Annotated in this window: 15 protein-coding genes; 6 read left to right on the top strand and 9 right to left on the bottom strand. The window is 70.8% G+C overall.

The window, feature by feature from the left end; translation table 11 throughout:
* Positions 1-161: 161 nt before the first annotated feature.
* From ACH4U8_RS43480 to ACH4U8_RS43465, 4 genes are all read right to left on the bottom strand, one after another.
* The gene (locus ACH4U8_RS43480; RefSeq protein WP_360311771.1) at positions 162-1,754 is read right to left on the bottom strand and encodes an acyl-CoA synthetase; all 1,593 of its coding nucleotides are present in this window, start codon (positions 1,752-1,754) and stop codon (positions 162-164) included.
* Between the two features lie 2 nt (positions 1,755-1,756).
* The gene (locus ACH4U8_RS43475; RefSeq protein ID WP_360311773.1) at positions 1,757-2,608 is read right to left on the bottom strand and encodes an SDR family oxidoreductase; all 852 of its coding nucleotides are present in this window, start codon (positions 2,606-2,608) and stop codon (positions 1,757-1,759) included.
* The gene (locus tag ACH4U8_RS43470) at positions 2,605-3,309 is read right to left on the bottom strand and encodes a nitroreductase family protein (RefSeq protein WP_395783987.1); all 705 of its coding nucleotides are present in this window, start codon (positions 3,307-3,309) and stop codon (positions 2,605-2,607) included. The genes ACH4U8_RS43475 and ACH4U8_RS43470 overlap by 4 nt, the downstream gene beginning before the upstream one ends.
* Positions 3,310-3,398: 89 nt before the next feature.
* On the bottom strand, positions 3,399-4,574 hold the full coding sequence (locus ACH4U8_RS43465; protein WP_360311777.1) for a CaiB/BaiF CoA-transferase family protein: 1,176 nt from the start codon (positions 4,572-4,574) through the stop codon (positions 3,399-3,401).
* Positions 4,575-4,799: 225 nt separating this feature from the next.
* Between ACH4U8_RS43465 and ACH4U8_RS43460 the strand changes: the two genes are divergently transcribed.
* From ACH4U8_RS43460 to ACH4U8_RS43440, 5 genes are all read left to right on the top strand, one after another.
* Positions 4,800-5,426 (top strand): TetR/AcrR family transcriptional regulator, encoded by a 627-nt coding sequence (locus ACH4U8_RS43460; RefSeq protein ID WP_360311779.1) that lies wholly within the window; start codon positions 4,800-4,802, stop codon positions 5,424-5,426.
* A gap of 18 nt (positions 5,427-5,444) precedes the next feature.
* Positions 5,445-6,617, top strand: a complete 1,173-nt coding sequence (locus ACH4U8_RS43455) for a cytochrome P450 (protein WP_395783985.1) — start codon at positions 5,445-5,447, stop codon at positions 6,615-6,617.
* A gap of 146 nt (positions 6,618-6,763) precedes the next feature.
* On the top strand, positions 6,764-8,455 hold the full coding sequence (locus ACH4U8_RS43450) for a serine/threonine-protein kinase (RefSeq protein WP_395783983.1): 1,692 nt from the start codon (positions 6,764-6,766) through the stop codon (positions 8,453-8,455).
* Between the two features lie 120 nt (positions 8,456-8,575).
* Positions 8,576-9,421 carry a hypothetical protein gene (locus tag ACH4U8_RS43445; protein WP_395783981.1) on the top strand — a complete coding sequence of 282 codons (846 nt, stop codon included), beginning with the start codon at positions 8,576-8,578 and terminating at the stop codon, positions 9,419-9,421.
* Positions 9,422-9,712: 291 nt separating this feature from the next.
* Positions 9,713-9,901, top strand: coding sequence for a DUF397 domain-containing protein (locus ACH4U8_RS43440; protein ID WP_360311787.1), 189 nt, complete (start codon positions 9,713-9,715; stop codon positions 9,899-9,901).
* Positions 9,902-10,550: 649 nt separating this feature from the next.
* Here the strand turns inward: ACH4U8_RS43440 and ACH4U8_RS43435 are convergent.
* The 5 genes from ACH4U8_RS43435 to ACH4U8_RS43415 all read right to left on the bottom strand — a co-directional run bounded on the left by ACH4U8_RS43435 (position 10,551) and on the right by ACH4U8_RS43415 (position 15,062).
* Positions 10,551-11,465: a helix-turn-helix domain-containing protein gene (locus ACH4U8_RS43435; protein WP_395783979.1), complete on the bottom strand. Its 915-nt coding sequence runs from the start codon at positions 11,463-11,465 to the stop codon at positions 10,551-10,553.
* Between the two features lie 213 nt (positions 11,466-11,678).
* Entirely contained in the window at positions 11,679-12,617 is a 939-nt protein-coding gene (locus ACH4U8_RS43430) for a TauD/TfdA dioxygenase family protein (protein ID WP_395783977.1), read from the bottom strand.
* 43 nt (positions 12,618-12,660) lie between these two features.
* On the bottom strand, positions 12,661-13,350 hold the full coding sequence (locus ACH4U8_RS43425) for a TetR/AcrR family transcriptional regulator (protein ID WP_395783975.1): 690 nt from the start codon (positions 13,348-13,350) through the stop codon (positions 12,661-12,663).
* 84 nt (positions 13,351-13,434) lie between these two features.
* A complete protein-coding gene (locus ACH4U8_RS43420; RefSeq protein WP_020556484.1) occupies positions 13,435-13,866 on the bottom strand; it encodes a hypothetical protein in 432 nt (143 codons plus the stop codon).
* A 203-nt stretch (positions 13,867-14,069) separates the two neighbouring features.
* Positions 14,070-15,062, bottom strand: coding sequence for a hypothetical protein (locus tag ACH4U8_RS43415; protein ID WP_395783973.1), 993 nt, complete (start codon positions 15,060-15,062; stop codon positions 14,070-14,072).
* 328 nt (positions 15,063-15,390) lie between these two features.
* Between ACH4U8_RS43415 and hemL the strand changes: the two genes are divergently transcribed.
* Positions 15,391-16,707 (top strand): glutamate-1-semialdehyde 2,1-aminomutase, encoded by a 1,317-nt coding sequence (gene hemL, locus ACH4U8_RS43410; RefSeq protein WP_395783971.1) that lies wholly within the window; start codon positions 15,391-15,393, stop codon positions 16,705-16,707.
* Position 16,708: the final 1 nt, after the last annotated feature.

The raw sequence follows: 16,708 nt of genomic DNA, 5'->3' as shown, positions 1-16,708 counted from the left end.
ACACGAAGTCACGAGCGAGGGGCCACTTTTTTGTGGAGGAGCCCGCGACGGAACAAAAAAGTGGTGCCTCGCGAGCCGGCGCCAAAGGCGCCCAAATAGAAGCAACGCCGCACCGCCGAAAGCCGCCCACCCGCCCGCTCCGCCACCCCTACCCCCCACCTCTACCCCCCCACCACCCCCACCGCCGTCTCCCGGGCCCACCGGTAGTCCGGCTTCCCCGCCGGCGTCCGCGGCACCTCCGCGACCGTGACCAACTCCCTCGGGATCTTGTACCCCGCCAACTGCTCCCGCGCGTGCTCGGCCACGTCCTCCGCCGTCAGCGTGTGCCCCGGTCGCAGCGAGACGACCGCCGCCACCCGTTCGCCGAAGCGGGGGTCCGGGACGCCCACCACGACCGCGTCGTACACCGCCGGGTGTGCCTTGAGCACGCCCTCGACCTCTTCCGGGAAGACCTTCTCGCCGCCGGTGTTGATGCACACCGAGCCGCGGCCGAGCAGCGTCACGTCGCCGTCGTCCTCGACCCGGGCGAAGTCGCCGGGGATGACCCAGCGCACGCCGTCCGGGTCGACGTGGAAGGTGTCCGCGGTCTTGACCGGGTCCTTGTAGTAGCCGATCGGGATGTATCCGGTCCGGGCGATCCGGCCGCTCTCGCCCACGCCCACCGGGCGCAGGTCCTCGCCGAGCACCGCGGTCCTGGGCTTGAGCGGGAAACGTCCGCCGGGGGTCTGCGAGCTGCCCGCACCGAACTCCGAGGCGCCGAAGCTGTCGGCGATGTACAGGCCGGGGACCAGCCGGGTGAGCTGGGCCTTGACCGACGGGGAGAGCAGCGCGCCGCCGGAGCCGATCACCTTGAGCGTCTGCACCCGGTGACCGCCACCCTCCAACTCGTCCGCGATCGGGCGCGCCATTGCGTCGCCGACCAGCATCATCGTCACGCAGCCCTCACGTTCGACGATGCGCAGGATCTCGGCCGGGTCGTAGCGCAGCCCGGTCCACAGCACCGCGGTGCCCGCGCTGAACAGGGTGATCCAGGTGACCCACTGGCCGTTGCCGTGCATCAGCGGAGTGGTCAACATCTGGACCAGTGGGGCGCCCTCGGCCTTGGCGGCGAGCAGTTCGGGATCGGCGATCGGCTCGCCACCGAAGTTCCCGCCGCCCATCGCCGAGCAGAAGATGTCGTGCGAGCGCCACTCGACACCCTTGGGAAAGCCGGTGGTCCCCCCGGTGTAGACCATGTACCGGTCCTCGGGGGAGCGCTGCCCGAAGTCCCGGGCACCGCTCTCCGCGGCAAGCGCCTTCTCGTAGTCGACGCTCCCGTCGAGCTGCTCGTCGACCTGCCCATCGAACTCGTCCGAGAGCACGAACACGTGCGCGAGCCCGGGCGCCCCGCCCCGCACCGCGGCGACCTTGGGCAGGTACCCACGCTCGACGACCAGCCCGGTCAGGTCCGCGTTGTCGACGATGTAGCGCAGTTCGTCCTCGACGTAGCGGTAGTTGATGTTGATCGGCACCATGCGCGCCTTGAACGCGCCGATCATCGCCTCCAGCCACTCGGCCCGGTTGCGCGAGTAGATGCCGATGTGCGCGCCGGTGGCCAGCCCCGCCGAGACGAACGCGTGGGCGACCCGGTTGGACCGCTCGTCCAACTCGCGGTAGGTCAGTCGGACCTCGCCCGCGACCAGCGCGAGCCGATCCGGACAGGCGTCCACCACGACCTCGAACAGGTCCGCCAGGTTGAATACCCGCTGGGTCATTGTCAGTTCCCTTCCGCGACGATGCCGCGCAGGCCGTCGGCGCCGAAGACCGGCTCCAGGAAGGCCCGGAAGTCCGGACCCCGGCGCAGGTGGTGGCCGCCGTCCACGTTGATGTTCTGGCCGGTGATCCAGGTCGACTCGGGGCCGACCAGGAAGGCGGCGAGCGAGGCGATGTCGTCGGCCTGCCCGACCCGGCCGAGCGGCGTGCAGGCCAGGTAGTCGTCCAGCACCGGGCCGCCCTGGGTGACCGCGTCGACCATCTCGGTGGCGACCAGGCCGGGCAGGATGCTGTTCACCCGGACACCGCTCGCGCCGAGTTCGTCGGCGGCGAGCCGGACCAGGTGGTCGATGCCGGCCTTGCTCACGCCGTACGCGCCGAACCAGCGATGGGTCAGGGTCGAGGCGATCGAGGAGATCGCCACGAACGAGCCGCCGCCGCCCGCCGCCATCAGCCGAGCCGTGTGCTTGAGCACCAGCATGGTGCCGGTCAGGTTCAGCTCGACCGTCTCGCGCCACTTGTCCGTGTCGAGCGAAGTCAGGGGCCCCATCGTGGTGTTGCCACCCGCCGAGGCGACCACCGCGCGCAGCGAACCGAGTTCGGCCGCACTCGCGACCGTCGCGCGGACCTGATCCTCGTCGGTCACGTCGGTCACCGCGGCCGCGATCCGTACCCCGGTCGGCGCGATCTTCTCCAACTCGGCCACCGCGCCGCGCAGTCGGTCCGCACTGCGGCCGGCGATCAGCACATGCGCGCCGTCGGCGGCGAACCGTCGCGCGCAGCCCAATCCGATCCCGCTGCCCCCTCCGGTCACCAGGGCCACCGTGTCCCGCAGCGGCAGGTCGGCACGTGTCACCGGGCATCTCCTTCGAACGTGGTGGGCACGTACGCCGCACCGTCGGTCGGCCACATCGGTGCCGGTACCTCGAACCCGATCGACGCGCCCCAGGTGTTGCGATACGCCACCTCGTGCGCCGACGTCCGGGGCGCCACGCCCCACGTGCCGGTCGGGTAGCCGAACGACACGCAACACGCCATGTGCCAGCCCTTGCCGGGCGGCACCCCGAGCACCTCCAGGACCGCGTCCCGATGCGAGATGCCGAGTACCGCGGTCAGCGCGCTGCCGACCCCCTCGGCGCGCGCGGCCAGCATCGCGCTCCAGACCGCCGGGAAGATCGAGCCGCCGGTGGGATCGTGCCGGGCGAAGCCGAACATGAACAGCGGGACCTGCTCGAAGTTGTCCGCGAGCCACTGCGACGAGCGCCGCACCCGGACGAAGGACCGGCTCTCCGCGCTGTCCGGGTCCGCCTCGGCGGCGGCCACGCGCGGTGCGTACAGGGTCTTCCACAGGCTGTCCATCGCGTCCCGGTACAGCGGACCCAGTCGACCCTTGACGCCCGGGTCGTCCACGAGCAGGAAGCGCCAGCCCTGGGTGTTGCCGCCGCTGGGCGCGCGTACCGCCGCGTCCAGGATGCGGGCCTGCACGTCGTACTGGATCGGATCCGGCGCGACCCGGCGCATCGCGCGTGTGGTGTACAGCGCTTCATGAAGTTCCATCTGCTCCCCTGTCTCGTCCCTGATCCCTGTGCCTGATCCCTGATCCGTGATCCCTGGTACCCGTAGCCCGCAAGGGCGGTGACGCGAAGTCAGACGATCGCGCCCGCGTCCCGCAGACGCTCGATCTCGGTCGTGCCCAGTCCCCACCCGGCCAGCGCGGTGTCGGTGTCGCCGCCCTGCGCGGTGGGCCCCGGGTGCACCGGCCGGGCCGGCTCGGCGGCGGGCGTACGGGAGAAGCGCGGTGCCGGGGCCGGTTCGGGCAGCCCGTCGGCGTGCAGGAAGGTGCCGCGCTCGACGTGGTGCGGGTGCGCCGGGGCCTCGCCGGGGGAGAGCACCGGCGCGAAGCAGGTCTCGGTGCCCTCCAGGAGCGCACACCACGCGTCCCGGGTGCGGCCCGCGAACACCTCGGCGAGCCGGGCCTTCATCGCGGGCCAGTGCGCCCGGTCGTGCTGCTTGGCGAAGTCGGCGAACACCGGGTCCTCGGCCAGCCCGAGCCGGTGGATCAGCTCGGCCCAGAACCTCGGCTCGATCGCGCCGACCGCGACGTACCGGGCGTCCTCGGTCTCGTACACGTCGTAGAACGGCGCGCCGCCGTCGAGCATGTTGGTCCCGCGCGGGCCGAGCATCCCGGCGGCGCCCATGGTGAACCAGGTCGCGCCCAGCGTCGCCGCCCCGTCGATCATCGCCGCGTCCACCACCTGGCCCCGGCCCGAGCGGCCCGCCTCCAGCAGCGCCGCGACCAGGCCGAAGGCGAGCAGCAGGCCGCCGCCGCCGAAGTCGCCGATCAGGTTGAGCGGAATGCTCGGCGGTTGGCCGGCCCGGCCGATCGGCTCCAGCATCCCGGCCAACGCGATGTAGTCGATGTCGTGCCCGGCCGCCGACGCGAGCGGCCCGCTCTGGCCCCAGCCGGTCAGCCGGCCGTAGACCAGCCGCGGGTTGCGCTCGGCGACCACGTCGGGACCCAGACCCAGGCGTTCCATCACGCCGGGCCGGAACGGCTCGATCAGCGCGTCGGCGTCGGCGAGCAGGCGCAGCGCCAACTCGACCCCGTCCGGGTGCTTGAGGTCGACCGCGATCGAGTGTTTGCCCCGGTTCATCGGATTGCGCGGCGGCTTGGTGAAGCCTTTGCGGGCCTCGTCCGCGCGATCCACGCGCAGCACCTCGGCGCCCAGGTCGGCGAGCAACATCCCGCAGAACGGGCCCGGCCCGAGGCCGACGAACTCCACCACGCGAATGCCTGCGAGGGGTCCTTTTCTGGCGGTCACGGCGTCTCCGGCGATCGATCGGGCCCCGAAATTACTGAAACACGTTCTCACTTAATCTGACGAGACGTCAGACTAGACTTCCGTCTCATCGGTAGGCAAGATCACCGCGGAACGAGTCGGCGCACCACCTCGGACCCGGCGCTCCCCGCGCCGGACCCCGCGCCGGACCCGCACCCGGCCCGCCGCACCCATCCCGAAGCGCGACCCGACAGGACAGGCTCTCTCGTGGCCGAACCCCGCATCAGCTCGACGATCACCCTCACCAGATCGCTCACCCGGGACCAACAGGCCCGGCGCGAGCGGCTGGTGCGTGCCGCGTGCGACCTCGCCCTGGAGGGTGGCTACGCGGCCGTGACGATGCACGACGTCGCGGACCGCGCGGGGGTGGCCCGGGCCACCGTGTATCGCTACTTCACGTCGAAGAACCACCTGCTGAGCGAGGTGTCCGCGCTGTGGATCGGCGAGCTCGCCGACGAACTCGCGGCTCGCCCGCTGCCCGCGGACCCGGCCGGCCGACTGGCCGCCCTGTTGTGCCGCATCGTCGAGGTCAGCGCGGAGAACCGGCTGCTGACCGAGGCCGTGGTGCAGGCCGCGACCGCACCGGACGCGTCCGCCGGCCAGTCGCAGGAGACCTTCCACCAGAGCATCCACCGGATCACCGGCCTGGCCTTCGGCGACACCGCCGACGGCGAGGACGGCGCCGACCCGGCCCGGCGGCGCGACATCGAGACGGTGCTGGGCCACGTCCTGCTCTCGGGCCTGGTGAGCCTCACCGCGCGGGGCCGCGCGCTCGACGAGGTGCAGGACCTGATGCGTACCGCCGTCCGACTCTTCGTTCCGCTCCCCACATGACCATTTCGGAGGCTTGCCATGACGGCTCCCACGACCCGCGACATCCACCTGCTCGACCGGGACTGGTACGCCGGTGACCCCTTCGCCGACTACGCCTGGCTGCGCGAGCACGCACCCGTCTACTACAGCGAGCGCGCCGGCGTCTGGGGCCTGAGCCGGCACGCCGACCTGGCCTGGGCCGAGCGCAACCCCGAACTGTTCTCCTCGGCCAAGGGCTCGCGCCCGCTCGGCTACCCGCAGCCCTCGATGATCGACTCCGACGACCCGACCCACTACCGCCGTCGCAAGCTGGTCTCCAAGGGCTTCACCCCCCGGCAGATCGCCGCGATGGAGGATCACGTCCGGGACATCGTGACCTCGCTGATCGACGCGATGATCGCGGGCGGTCGCAGCGCCGACCTGGTCCGGCAGTTCTCCGCGCCGCTGCCGATGACGCTGATCGGCGAACTGCTCGGGGTCGGCGCCGAGCACCGCGACCAGCTCCAGCACTGGGCCGACGTGATGGTGATGCTCTCCGACGGCGGCGAACTCAGCCACAAGGCGGGCGAGGCGTTCACCGAGTACGTCGCCTACACCACGCAGGTGATCGAGGACCGCCGCAAGACCCCCTCGGACGACCTGATCGGCATCCTGGTCGGTGCGGAGATCGACGGCGAGAAGTTGAGCTTCGACGAACTCATAGGCGAATCCCTGCTGTTGCTCGTGGGCGGCAACGAGACCACACGCAACGTGATCTCCGGCGGCATCGCCGCGCTCCTGCGCAACCCCGAACAACTCGCCAGGCTGCGCGCGGACCCGACGCTGATCCCCTCGGCCGTCGAGGAATCGCTGCGCTGGGTGTCGCCGGTGGTCAACATGGCCCGGCATACGACACGTGACGTGGAGCTGCACGGCATGGTGATCCCGGCCGACTCGATCGTGATGATGTTGTACGGAGCCGCCAACCGCGACGCCGAGGTGTTCACCGAGCCGGAGCGCTTCGACGCCTTCCGCACGCCCAACCAGCACATCGCGTTCGGCACCGGGCCGCACTTCTGCCTCGGCTCCTCGCTGGCCCGGCTGGAGATCCGGGTCGCCTTCGAGGAACTCCTGCGCCGGCTGCCCGACCTGCGGTTGGCTCCGGACGCCACCCTCGCGCACGGCCCGTCGTCCTTCATCCGCGGCCTGATCGCGCTGCCCGTCGAGTTCTGAGCCGCCCGTCGGCCGTCGGTGCGCCGGCCCGGACCCCACCCGAGGGAAGCGCCTCGGATCCGGTCCGGTCCGGCCGCCCGGGACCCCCCAAATGCGGACACCCGCGTATTCTCTGGCCAACTGCCGGACGACGAGGGGGATGTCCTGTGAAACCGCTGGAGCCCGAGGATCCGCGGCAGATCGGCGGCTACCGGGTGCTCCGCGTGCTGGGGGCGGGCGGCATGGGTCGGGTCTACCTCGGGCGCAACCGGGGCGGTCGGGTCGTCGCGATCAAGGTGGTCCGGGCCGAGTGGGCGGACGATCCCGGCTTCCGCGAACGTTTCCGCCGCGAGGTGGACGCCGCGCGGCGGGTCGGCGGTGCCTGGACCGCGCCGGTGCTGGACGCCGACACCGAGGCCCGCACGCCGTGGGTGGTCACCGGGTACGTCGCCGGCCCCAGCGTCTACGAGGCGGTGTCCGGGCGCGGGGCGCTGCCCGCGGAGACCGTGCGCACGCTCGGCGCGGGCCTGGCCGAGGCGCTGGTGGCGGTGCACGACGCCGGTCTGGTGCACCGGGACATCAAACCCTCCAACGTGCTGCTGTCCCTGGACGGGCCGCGGGTGATCGACTTCGGCATCTCGCGCGCGATGGACGCGTCGGTGCTCACCCGGACCGGGCACACCGTCGGATCGCCCGGCTTCATGTCGCCCGAGCAGGTCGACGGGCGCGACATCGGGCCGCCCAGCGACGTGTTCTCGCTCGGCTCGGTGCTGGTGTTCGCCGCGACCGGTACGGGACCGTTCGGCGAGGGCAGCGGACAGGCACTGATGTACCGGATCGTCGCGCAGGAGCCGCGCCTGGACGATGTGCCGGTCGCGCTGCGCGAGATCGTCGGCGCGTGCATGGCCAAGCACGCGGCCTCGCGCCCCACTCCCGCCGAGTTGCTCGCCGCACTGGCGCCGGAGGGTACGACCGACCTGGTGGCGGGCAACTGGCTGCCCGCGGACCTGACCACCGCGCTGTCGCGACGCGCGATCGAATTGCTCGAACTCGACGACGACGGCGCGCCGGACGCGGGCTCGTTCGTGTCCGCGGGCACCGGCGCGCCCACGTGGGACGACCGCTCGCGCGCGGCGACGGCGCCGCCCCGGCCGGAGGACGTGCCGCCGGGCCCCGCGACCCCGCCGCCCTGGGTCCCCGCGCCCGCCGCCGCACCCTTCGCGGGCGTGGCGGCCGAGACGTACGTACCGCCGCCGACCCCGGCGCAGCGCCCGTGGTGGCGCCGCCGCTGGGTGTACCCGCTCGTCGCCGTGTTGGTCGCGGGCGGCGTCACGTTGGCGGTGCTGCGGCCGTGGGAAGGCGACGACGGCGGCTCGGGCGCCGCCGGGCGCAGCTCCGACGAGGGGCGCCGGTCGCCGGTGACCGGCACGGACCCGAAGGCATCCGGCGGACCGAGCAGCAGCAGTTCGAACACCACCTCGCCCCCGACCGGCTCGACCGCACTGCCACAGACATACGTGGGCACCTGGTCCGGGTCCGCACGCTCCGACTACAACAGCGCCTCCGAGATCACCATCACGCTGACCGGCGGAAAGGTGGGCGACAAGAAGGTCGGTACCAGCCGGCTCACCGCCACCGGGCAGCTCGGCGAGAAGGCCGACTGCGAGGCCGATCTGGAACTGCTCTCGGTCTCGGCGGACACCGGCCTCCGGTTGACCAGCCACCTGACCCGCAACTCGGGCTGCGTGGACGGCGACGTCGAACTCAAGTTGACGCCGCCCACCATGTCCTACGTCTCGCCGGGCAACGGCCTGCTGACCTCGACATCGCGGGGCACCCTCACCCGCAAGTCCGGATGAGCCCCGCACCGGCCGGGAACCATGGCGCGCGGCCCGTACGTCAAACTGAACACCTGTCGAATGCGGAACGGCCTGTCGGGCCACGAATGCCCGGTCGAGTGGGGAATGGCGAGTTCGGACATGCGGCACAGCCCTGAGCACGCGGACGACGACCACGACGACGTGGAGCGACTCGACGAGCGTTTTCGGGAACTCGTGGTGCAGCTCGCCCCACAGGTCCCGCCGCCGCCCGTCGCGGGCATCCACAAGGTGGTCCGCCGCCGACGCCTGCGCAACCGGGTCCTGGTCGGCGCCGCCTCGCTCGTGCTGCTCGCCGGCGGGGCGACCGTGGTGGGACTCGTATCCACCGACGACGGGCCGCCGCACCGGGCGGCCGCCGCGCCGCCGCCGGCGGCGAGCCCGGTGACCAGTACCACCCCGGCGGCGCTGAGCGACGCGCTCTTCCCGAGTGCGCAGGAGTTTCCGGTGGTGGCCGGGGTGTACGAGAACTGGCATGCCACCGAGACCCGGACCGCGCTGACCGAGAACCTGGGCCCGTGTGCGACGCAGACCCTCGCCGGGCTCGGCGCGGTGGAAGCACAGGAGCGGGTGTTCAACCACGACGGACAGGGCGGCGGCCTGGTCCGCCTGGTCCGCTACCCGGACGAGCGCACCGCCGCGGTGGCGGCCACCGACGTCACCGGCGGCCTGGCGGGATCCTGTCCGGACAATCAGCCCAATCCGGCCGCGGACGGCCTGCCCCTGATCAAGGCGTTGGACAAAGAGGGCGACGTGTGGCGCACCCAGGGCGTGATCAACGGCAACCTGGACCAGTACGTGGACTACGGCATCGTGCGCAGCGGCCCGGTGGTGGCGGTGGTCCAGGAGACCGTCATCGACCCGCGCGGGGTGCCCCCCACGGATGGGTTCCTCCGATTGGTCGCCGGCCTCCGGGATCGCCTGGGAAAGAACGGATCAGGGCCCTGATGTTCCGAATTCAAGGCTTTCGCCTTCTCCCGTTCACCGGGCATATCCGGGCGGGTCGGGAGTGCTGCAAACGGGTGAGCGACCGGGCAATTCGCCACCTGGCAATTCGCCAGCCGACATCCACGGGTTTCATACGGATGGACGTGACCGGATTTCGCTTGCGACGGAGCTGTGGCGCTAAGCTGTGCGCGCGCCCTCGAAGCCGGTCAACCCGCAGAGGTGACGACCCTGCACGGAATCATCCGGCTGTCGGCTTCCCTATTCTCATCAGCCCTTTTCCGGAGGCAAGCCATGGCGGAGTTCGAGCCGCTGGGACGTTCGTGGCGCAAGAGCAGTGCGAGCGCGGCGACCAACTGTGTCGAGGCCAGGCTGGGTGACGAAGTCCAGGTCAGGGACTCGAAGGCACCCGTGTTGCGACTCGCCTTCGGGGACCGATCGTGGGGAGCGTTCCTCTGTGCCACCGGTCGACTTTCGGATTGACGAACTCTTTGTCGGCGACGGCGCCAGTGATGTCCCGACGACCGACCGGGTTCCGACACGCAAGGCGGCCTGCCTGACGGCAGGCCGCGAGGGATATGGGCACGAGGCCCGGAGCGGGTTGGTATCCGTTATCCGATGAGAGTGAGCAGTCCGGCGGCCCGGAGCGTGTAATAAAGCGCTCCCGCTGTCACCGCGGCCACGGCTACCAGCAGAAAGATCACGCGAAGCATCCTCTCGAAGTCGTCCTGCACGAGTTCACCCCCTTTCTTCGATCAGGCGTCCTTTCTTGCCGACGGTGTGTACCGTGCAGGGGCGGGGGGACGGCGATTGCGCCCTCAACTGTGATTGTGCATGGAGATGCCTGCTTCCGCCAGAGTGGGTCGAGTCCCCTATACGTGGGTCCCATGCAAAAAAGAACGAGTTGCCCCGGTAAGTCATAAAATCTGACCCTCGGAACAACTCGTTCGAAGCCTCGCAGTGGCCGCTGCGAAACCGTGCTGCTCATCGACATCGAGCAACGGATACCCATCTGTCATTATGCGCAGGAACAAGCAATCAGCCAAGTGGCTCTTGGGATGTATTCAACCCGCATCCTGGCTGCGCGCGTGCAGTCAGCCGGCCTGCTGCCACTCTGCCCTCGGCAGATCCGCTACTCGACCGGATCACCGGGGTGGGGATGGTGCGGCGAGCCGGGGGCGAAGCGTTCGAGCGCGGCGTCCAGCAGGGCCGGTGTGTGCTCTCGCGCGGCGAGCTGTTCCAGACCCCAGAAGGTCTCCAGGTAGGACAACGGCGAGACCGTCGGCGGGTCCTCCGGGTTGCCCTCGCGAATGATGATGTCACCCGACGGGTTTTCGATGAACAGGACCGCCTCGTCCGCGACGTCCTGGAACTCCATGAGCTGGTAGGCGATTCGGGCCCGCGAGTACAGGCCGGACGAGAACGGCACCACGCGCACGGTGATGTTGGGCCACTCCGCGTACTCGCGGATGCGGCGCATCTGATGGCGCATCACTGCCGGGCTGCCGACGGTGCGGTGCATCACGCTCTCGTCGACGATGAAGTGCAGCGTGGGCCCGTCCGGGCGGATCAGCCGCTCCTGACGCTCCATCCGCAGCGCGACCGCCTCGTCCAGGGCGGTGTCGTCGGGCGAGGTCACCACCCGGAGCACCTCGTGGGCGTACTCCTCGGTCTGTAACAGGCCGGGAACCAGGAGGGGTTCGAAGTTGCGGATGACCATGGCCGAGGATTCGTAGCCCAGGAACACCTTCGCCTCGGTGGTCAGGATGTTCCGGTACGCGTACCACCAACTGCGTTGTTTGGACGCCCTGGCCATGTCGATGAACTCGGCGACGCGGTCGGGTTCGACCACCCGATAGTGCTGGAGCAGTGCCTTGAGGTCGGTGGTGGAGATGTTGACCTGGCCGGTCTCGATCCGGATCAGCTTGGACAGCGACCAGTCCATCTCCAGTGCGACGTCCCGTTGGATGAACCCGCACCCCTCGCGCGTCTGACGCAGGAGTGCCCGGAGCCTGCGCCCCTGGAACATCGGGTCCCGTGTACCCATCGGCCGCCCCCCAAAGGCTGTCGGCAGCGATCTCGCATCTAGCGAGGGCGCAGAACGGGTGGTGCACAAACGCCACCCGGAGAACAGCATCCCGTCGAATCGGCCGACCCGACAAGCCCCCGCATCGATGTGCGACCGGCGGATCCGACGCCCCGTCAGCCGACGAGGCGCCGGATCCCCACACGCGAAGCCGATCGGTGATCCCGGGGGCGGTCAGCCCTCCAGGGCGTAGGACTCGGCGCCGTCCGGGCCGACCGAGTTGGCGCCCTGCAGGGTCACCCGCTGCATCGAACGGCGCATGCCCGGGGGCACGTCCGTGGGCACCAGGTGCACCGTCGCGCGGTTGTCCCAGAATGCGATGCTGCCCGGCTGCCAGCGGAATCGCACGCTGAACTCCGCGTCGGCGATGTGCGCGTAGAGCATCTCCAGGATGTGCGCGCCCTCCTGCCGGGACAGTTCGAGGATGTGGCTGGTGAAGTTCGGGTTGACGAACAGCACCTTCTCGCCGGTCTCCGGGTGCACCCGCACCACCGGGTGCACCGCGCGCAGCCCCTCCCCGAGGAACTGCTTGGCGAGCTTGCCCGGCAGTTCGCCGCGCTTGATCGGCAGCGTGTTGTGGTGCACCGCGTGCAGGCCGTCGAGCAACTCCTTGAGCGGGTCGGACAACTGCTCGTAGGCCAGCGCCAGGTTGGCCCACTGGGTGTCGCCACCGTAGGGCGGCACGATCACTCCGCGCAGGATGGACGCGGTCGGCGGGTCGGGAATGAAGGTCACGTCGGTGTGCCAGCGGCTCTCCACGAAGCTGCCGCCGCCGCCCATGCCCAACTTCTCGTTGTCGAGCAGCAGGATCTCCGGGTGGTCGGGGAACGCGGCGGGCAACGTCGGGTGCCCGGGCGCGAGTTCGCCGAAGCGCAGGCCGAACGCCTTGTGCTGCTCCTGGGTGAGGTGCTGGTCGCGGAAGAAGACCACCTTCCACTTCAGCCAGATCGCGCGGATCTCGGCGACCGCTTCGTCGGTGAGCGGCCGGGTCAGGTCGGCGCCGAAGATCTCGGCGCCGATGTTCCCGGCCATCGGCCGGACCTCCAGGCCCAGTGCGGCGGCCGAGGCGGGGGTGGGGTCTGCATAGGTGGGCTGGTCGATGGTGCTCGTCATGGCCGAACCTCCGGAACCAAGGGGGTCCCGCGCCGGGCGGGACCTAGCGGGATTGTTCGAGAGCGGCCTCGGTCCGGGCGGAGACCGGGGCCAGGAAGAGGGCGACGGCGGTGTCGGTCAGACTCGCCAGAAAGACCTCCCGATCGGTGGGGGTGCGCCGACCGGGGTGGTGCAGCGCCATCTCGCGGTCGGCGAGTGCGTGCGTGAGGTAGGACGACAGCAACACCCAGCGCTCGTCCCGGATGCGCACGGGCACCTCGACCAGCAGGTCGAGCATGCGCTCGCGCACCGTATGGATCCCGCGCGTCCACTCCTCGCGGGCCAGGTCGCGCACCGCGGTGCCCTCCACATAGGCGGCGTGCAGGCAAAAGCGCAGGTACCAACTGGGCTTGCCGGGCTCGCCCAGCGTGTCGGCGAGCGGGTACAGGAACGCCTCGATCAGACCCCGGGCGTCGTGCCCGTGCCCGGCCCGGTCGAGTTCGTCCAGCATCGCCAGGCGCCGAGCGTTCACCGGCTCCATGCGATGCCGAAAGACCGCGTCCACCAGGGTCTCCTTCGACCCGAAGTGGTAGCGCGCCGCGGCGGTGTTGCGCTGCCCGGCCTGGGCACCGATCTCCCGCAACGACACCCCGTTGATGCCGCGCTCGGCGAACAGCCGTTCCGCCGCCTCGATCATCAAAAGGCGTGCGCCGGCACCGCGGTCCGACGCCGAAGCGCCGTGCGTCCCTGTCATGGACGCACGTTAAACCGCGCGGGTTAATAACTCAAGTGGGTTAATCGAACGAGGGTCGGCACCGACACTCCGGGACGGCTGCGGCTACGAATGCATCAGGCAGTACAACTGGTGCCCGGCGTGGTGCAGTTCGCGGGCGAACTTGGTCCAGTCGTGCAACATCCGATACAGCAGATACGCGTCGCGCGGCACCCGGCGGTCCGGGAACGTCGACCAGATGAAGGCCGCCGCGCCCAGTTCCTCCTCGGTCGCGTTGCGCAGCACGTCCATCAACATCGGCGGCAACTGCATCACCGCGTGCGCGGGGTGCAGGACGACCAACTCCAGCGGTGGCGTCGCGTCCTGCGGGGTGTCCCCGAGCAGCGACAGCACCATGGCGCTGACCGTCTCCGGTTTCACGAACGACACGTAGGAATTGCTGGGGCGTTCCACCGTGTCGGTCGGATCGATCAGCGGAGGCACCCGCGCCGCGGTCGCGCGATCGGGTGCGCCGAAGTACTCATATGTCACGCCCACGTGTGCACCGCCCGACCGAGGTCGGCTCCGTGACACGTGCGCACACCCGTGGCGCCCGACGCCATCGCTCCCTGCTCGCTTGTCTCGGTCTGATCGGTGATCGAGGGGACTCGTTGAAGATCGTCGCAGGTCATCCGGGCATTCCGTACCGCGGTTGGGTAACAGGTGTGCACCACTCGGAACCGGTCCCGCCCCGGCATGCGTCAGGACTCCCGGCCAGGCGGCCCGCCCGAGAAGGTCCGGCCGAGCGACATGTCGTTCAACGCCTTGACGAATACGCCCGTTCGCACCGAACCGGCGGAACGCGCGGTGATCTTCACCACGTTCGTGCCGACCACCGCGGCGCGCACGTCGGTCAACACCGTGCTCCACGGCACCCCCTGCGCGGTGCTGCCGCCGCCGGTGAACACGACGCGCAGCCGCTCGGCCTCGGCCCGGGCGGCCGGCTCCGACCCGGTCGCCACGCACAACACGTCGGTGCCCGGCGCGCCCGCCTTGCCGGTCACCCCGACCGCGATCCTGGGCCCGTTCGGGGTCTCGCCACCGGCGGCCCGATCGGTGATCACCGCGGCCAACGGCTTGTCCAGGCAGTCCGCCAGCGCGCGCTCGGTCGGGTCGGCGCCGAGCCTGGTGCCGCCGCGGGTGAGGTCGGCGCCCTGCAGCGTCGAGCCGTAGCCGATCTGTCGGTCGGCGATCCGGATCACGTTGAAGTGGTTGTTGCCCAGCGGCAGTTTCTGGGCCAGCGCGTCGTCCAAGCCCAACTCGTTGTCTCCGCGCAGCCGTTGTGCCTTCGGCTCGGCGGGATCCGGCTTGGCGCCCAGTGCCTGGAGCTTGCCGAGCACGGTCTTCTTGTCGAAGCCGCCGACGAACACCCCGCCCTGGTACGGCGGTCGGCCGGCCGACCACGCCTCGCGCGCCTTGTTCGGGTCGAACCCCAGGGCCGGTGCCACCTGTTCGCGCAGCCCGCCCAGATCGGGCGAGCCGATCCCGAGCAGCGTGCCGTAGGGCCCGGTGGCGGCGGTGCCGCCGTTGGCCTTGGTGAGCGCGGCCGTGTCGGCGTACTCGAACCAACCCCGGGTGGACGCGTCGTCCCGCACCGCGTCCAGCGCGCCGCGCAGCCCCGTGGTACCGCCGTCGTCCGAGTCCTTGTCGCCGCAGGCGGCCGTCCCGGCCAGCAACAGCAGCGTCGCGAGCACCGGTCCGAGACCGCCGGCTATCCGGTGGTGTCGCCCGGACCGCCCACTCCGACGTGTTCTCGCCGCCACGCGCGCACCCCGATCGTCGTGCTGCACCCCGCCGGACATGCCTCACCCGTGGGCACGGGTCCGGGTGGTCCGATCATACTGCTCCCGGCCCCCGGTTTCGGTTGCCGGATCCCCGGGAACCAACGCGAATCCGTGCACACCCTCCCCGGCGCCCATCCGGTCGGTCCATTCGGGCACCGCGGCGCCCCTCCTTCGGCACCCGTCGCGCCGCGCCGCCGGGGGCGACGAGGGTGCCCGGTTTGTTTGAGAGCATGGCCGGGTGAGCTCTGTCAACGAGAACCCCGCACCCGCCTCCGCCGCCCTGTTCGCGCGTGCGCGGGCCGTCACCCCCGGCGGGGTCAACTCGCCGGTGCGCGCCTTTCGCGCGGTCGGCGGCACGCCCCGCTTCATGGTCTCGGGCCGAGGTCCGTATCTGACCGACGCGGACGGCCGCGAATACGTGGACCTGGTGTGCTCCTGGGGACCGATGATCCTCGGCCACGCCCACCCCGCCGTGCAGGAGGCCGTGCGCGAGGCGGTCGCGCGCGGCACCTCCTTCGGCACCCCCGGCGCCGGCGAGGTCGAACTCGCCGAGGAGATCGTCTCCCGGATCGCCCCGGTCGAACAGGTCCGCCTGGTCAGCTCCGGCACCGAGGCCACCATGTCCGCGCTCCGCCTCGCCCGCGGCTTCACCGGTCGGGCCAAGGTGATCAAGTTCGCCGGGTGTTACCACGGTCACGTGGACGCGCTGCTGGCCGCCGCCGGCTCCGGCCTGGCCACCTTCGCGCTGCCCGACACGCCCGGGGTGACCGGCGCCTCGGCCGCCGACACGATCGTGCTCCCCTACAACGACCTGCCCGCCGTCGAGTCGGCGTTCGCCGTGCACGGCGACGACATCGCGTGCGTGATCACCGAGGCCGCGCCCGGCAACATGGGCGTGGTCACCCCGCGGCCGGGCTTCAACGCCGGGCTCAAGGCACTGTGCGAGCGGCACGGCGCGTTGTTCGTCTCGGACGAGGTGATGACCGGCTTCCGGGTGTCCAAGGCGGGTTGGTTCGGCATCGAGGGTGTCGTGCCCGACCTGCTGACCTTCGGCAAGGTGATGGGCGGCGGCTTCCCGGCGGCGGCCTTCGGCGGACGCTCCGACGTGATGTCCCGGCTGGCCCCGCTGGGCCCGGTCTACCAGGCCGGCACGCTGTCCGGGAACCCGGTCGCCACCGCGGCCGGCGTCACCACGCTGCGGCACTGCACCGACGCGGTGTACAAGCACCTGGACGGGGTCTCGCTCGCGCTGCGCACCGAGGTCTCGGCCGCGCTGGCCAAGGAGGGTGTGGCACACACCGTGTCCACCGCCGGGAACATGTTCTCGATCTTCTTCACCGATCGACCGGTGCACGACTACGACCAGGCACGCACACAGCAGGCGTTCCGCTTCTCCGCGTTCTTCCACGCGATGCTGGACGCCGGCGTGTATCTGCCGCCGAGCGCGTTCGAGGCGTGGTTCCTGTCCGCCGCCCACGACGACGCGGCCGTGAACCGTATCCTCGACGCGCTGCCGGCCGCAGCCCGCGCCGCAGCGAGTGCCCAGGAGAACTGAC

Origin of the sequence: Embleya sp. NPDC020886, assembly GCF_044333915.1 — a bacterium.
GTDB lineage: Bacteria > Actinomycetota > Actinomycetes > Streptomycetales > Streptomycetaceae > Embleya.
Note: the sequence above shows the minus strand (reverse complement) of the source record. Positions and strands in the feature narration are given on the sequence as shown.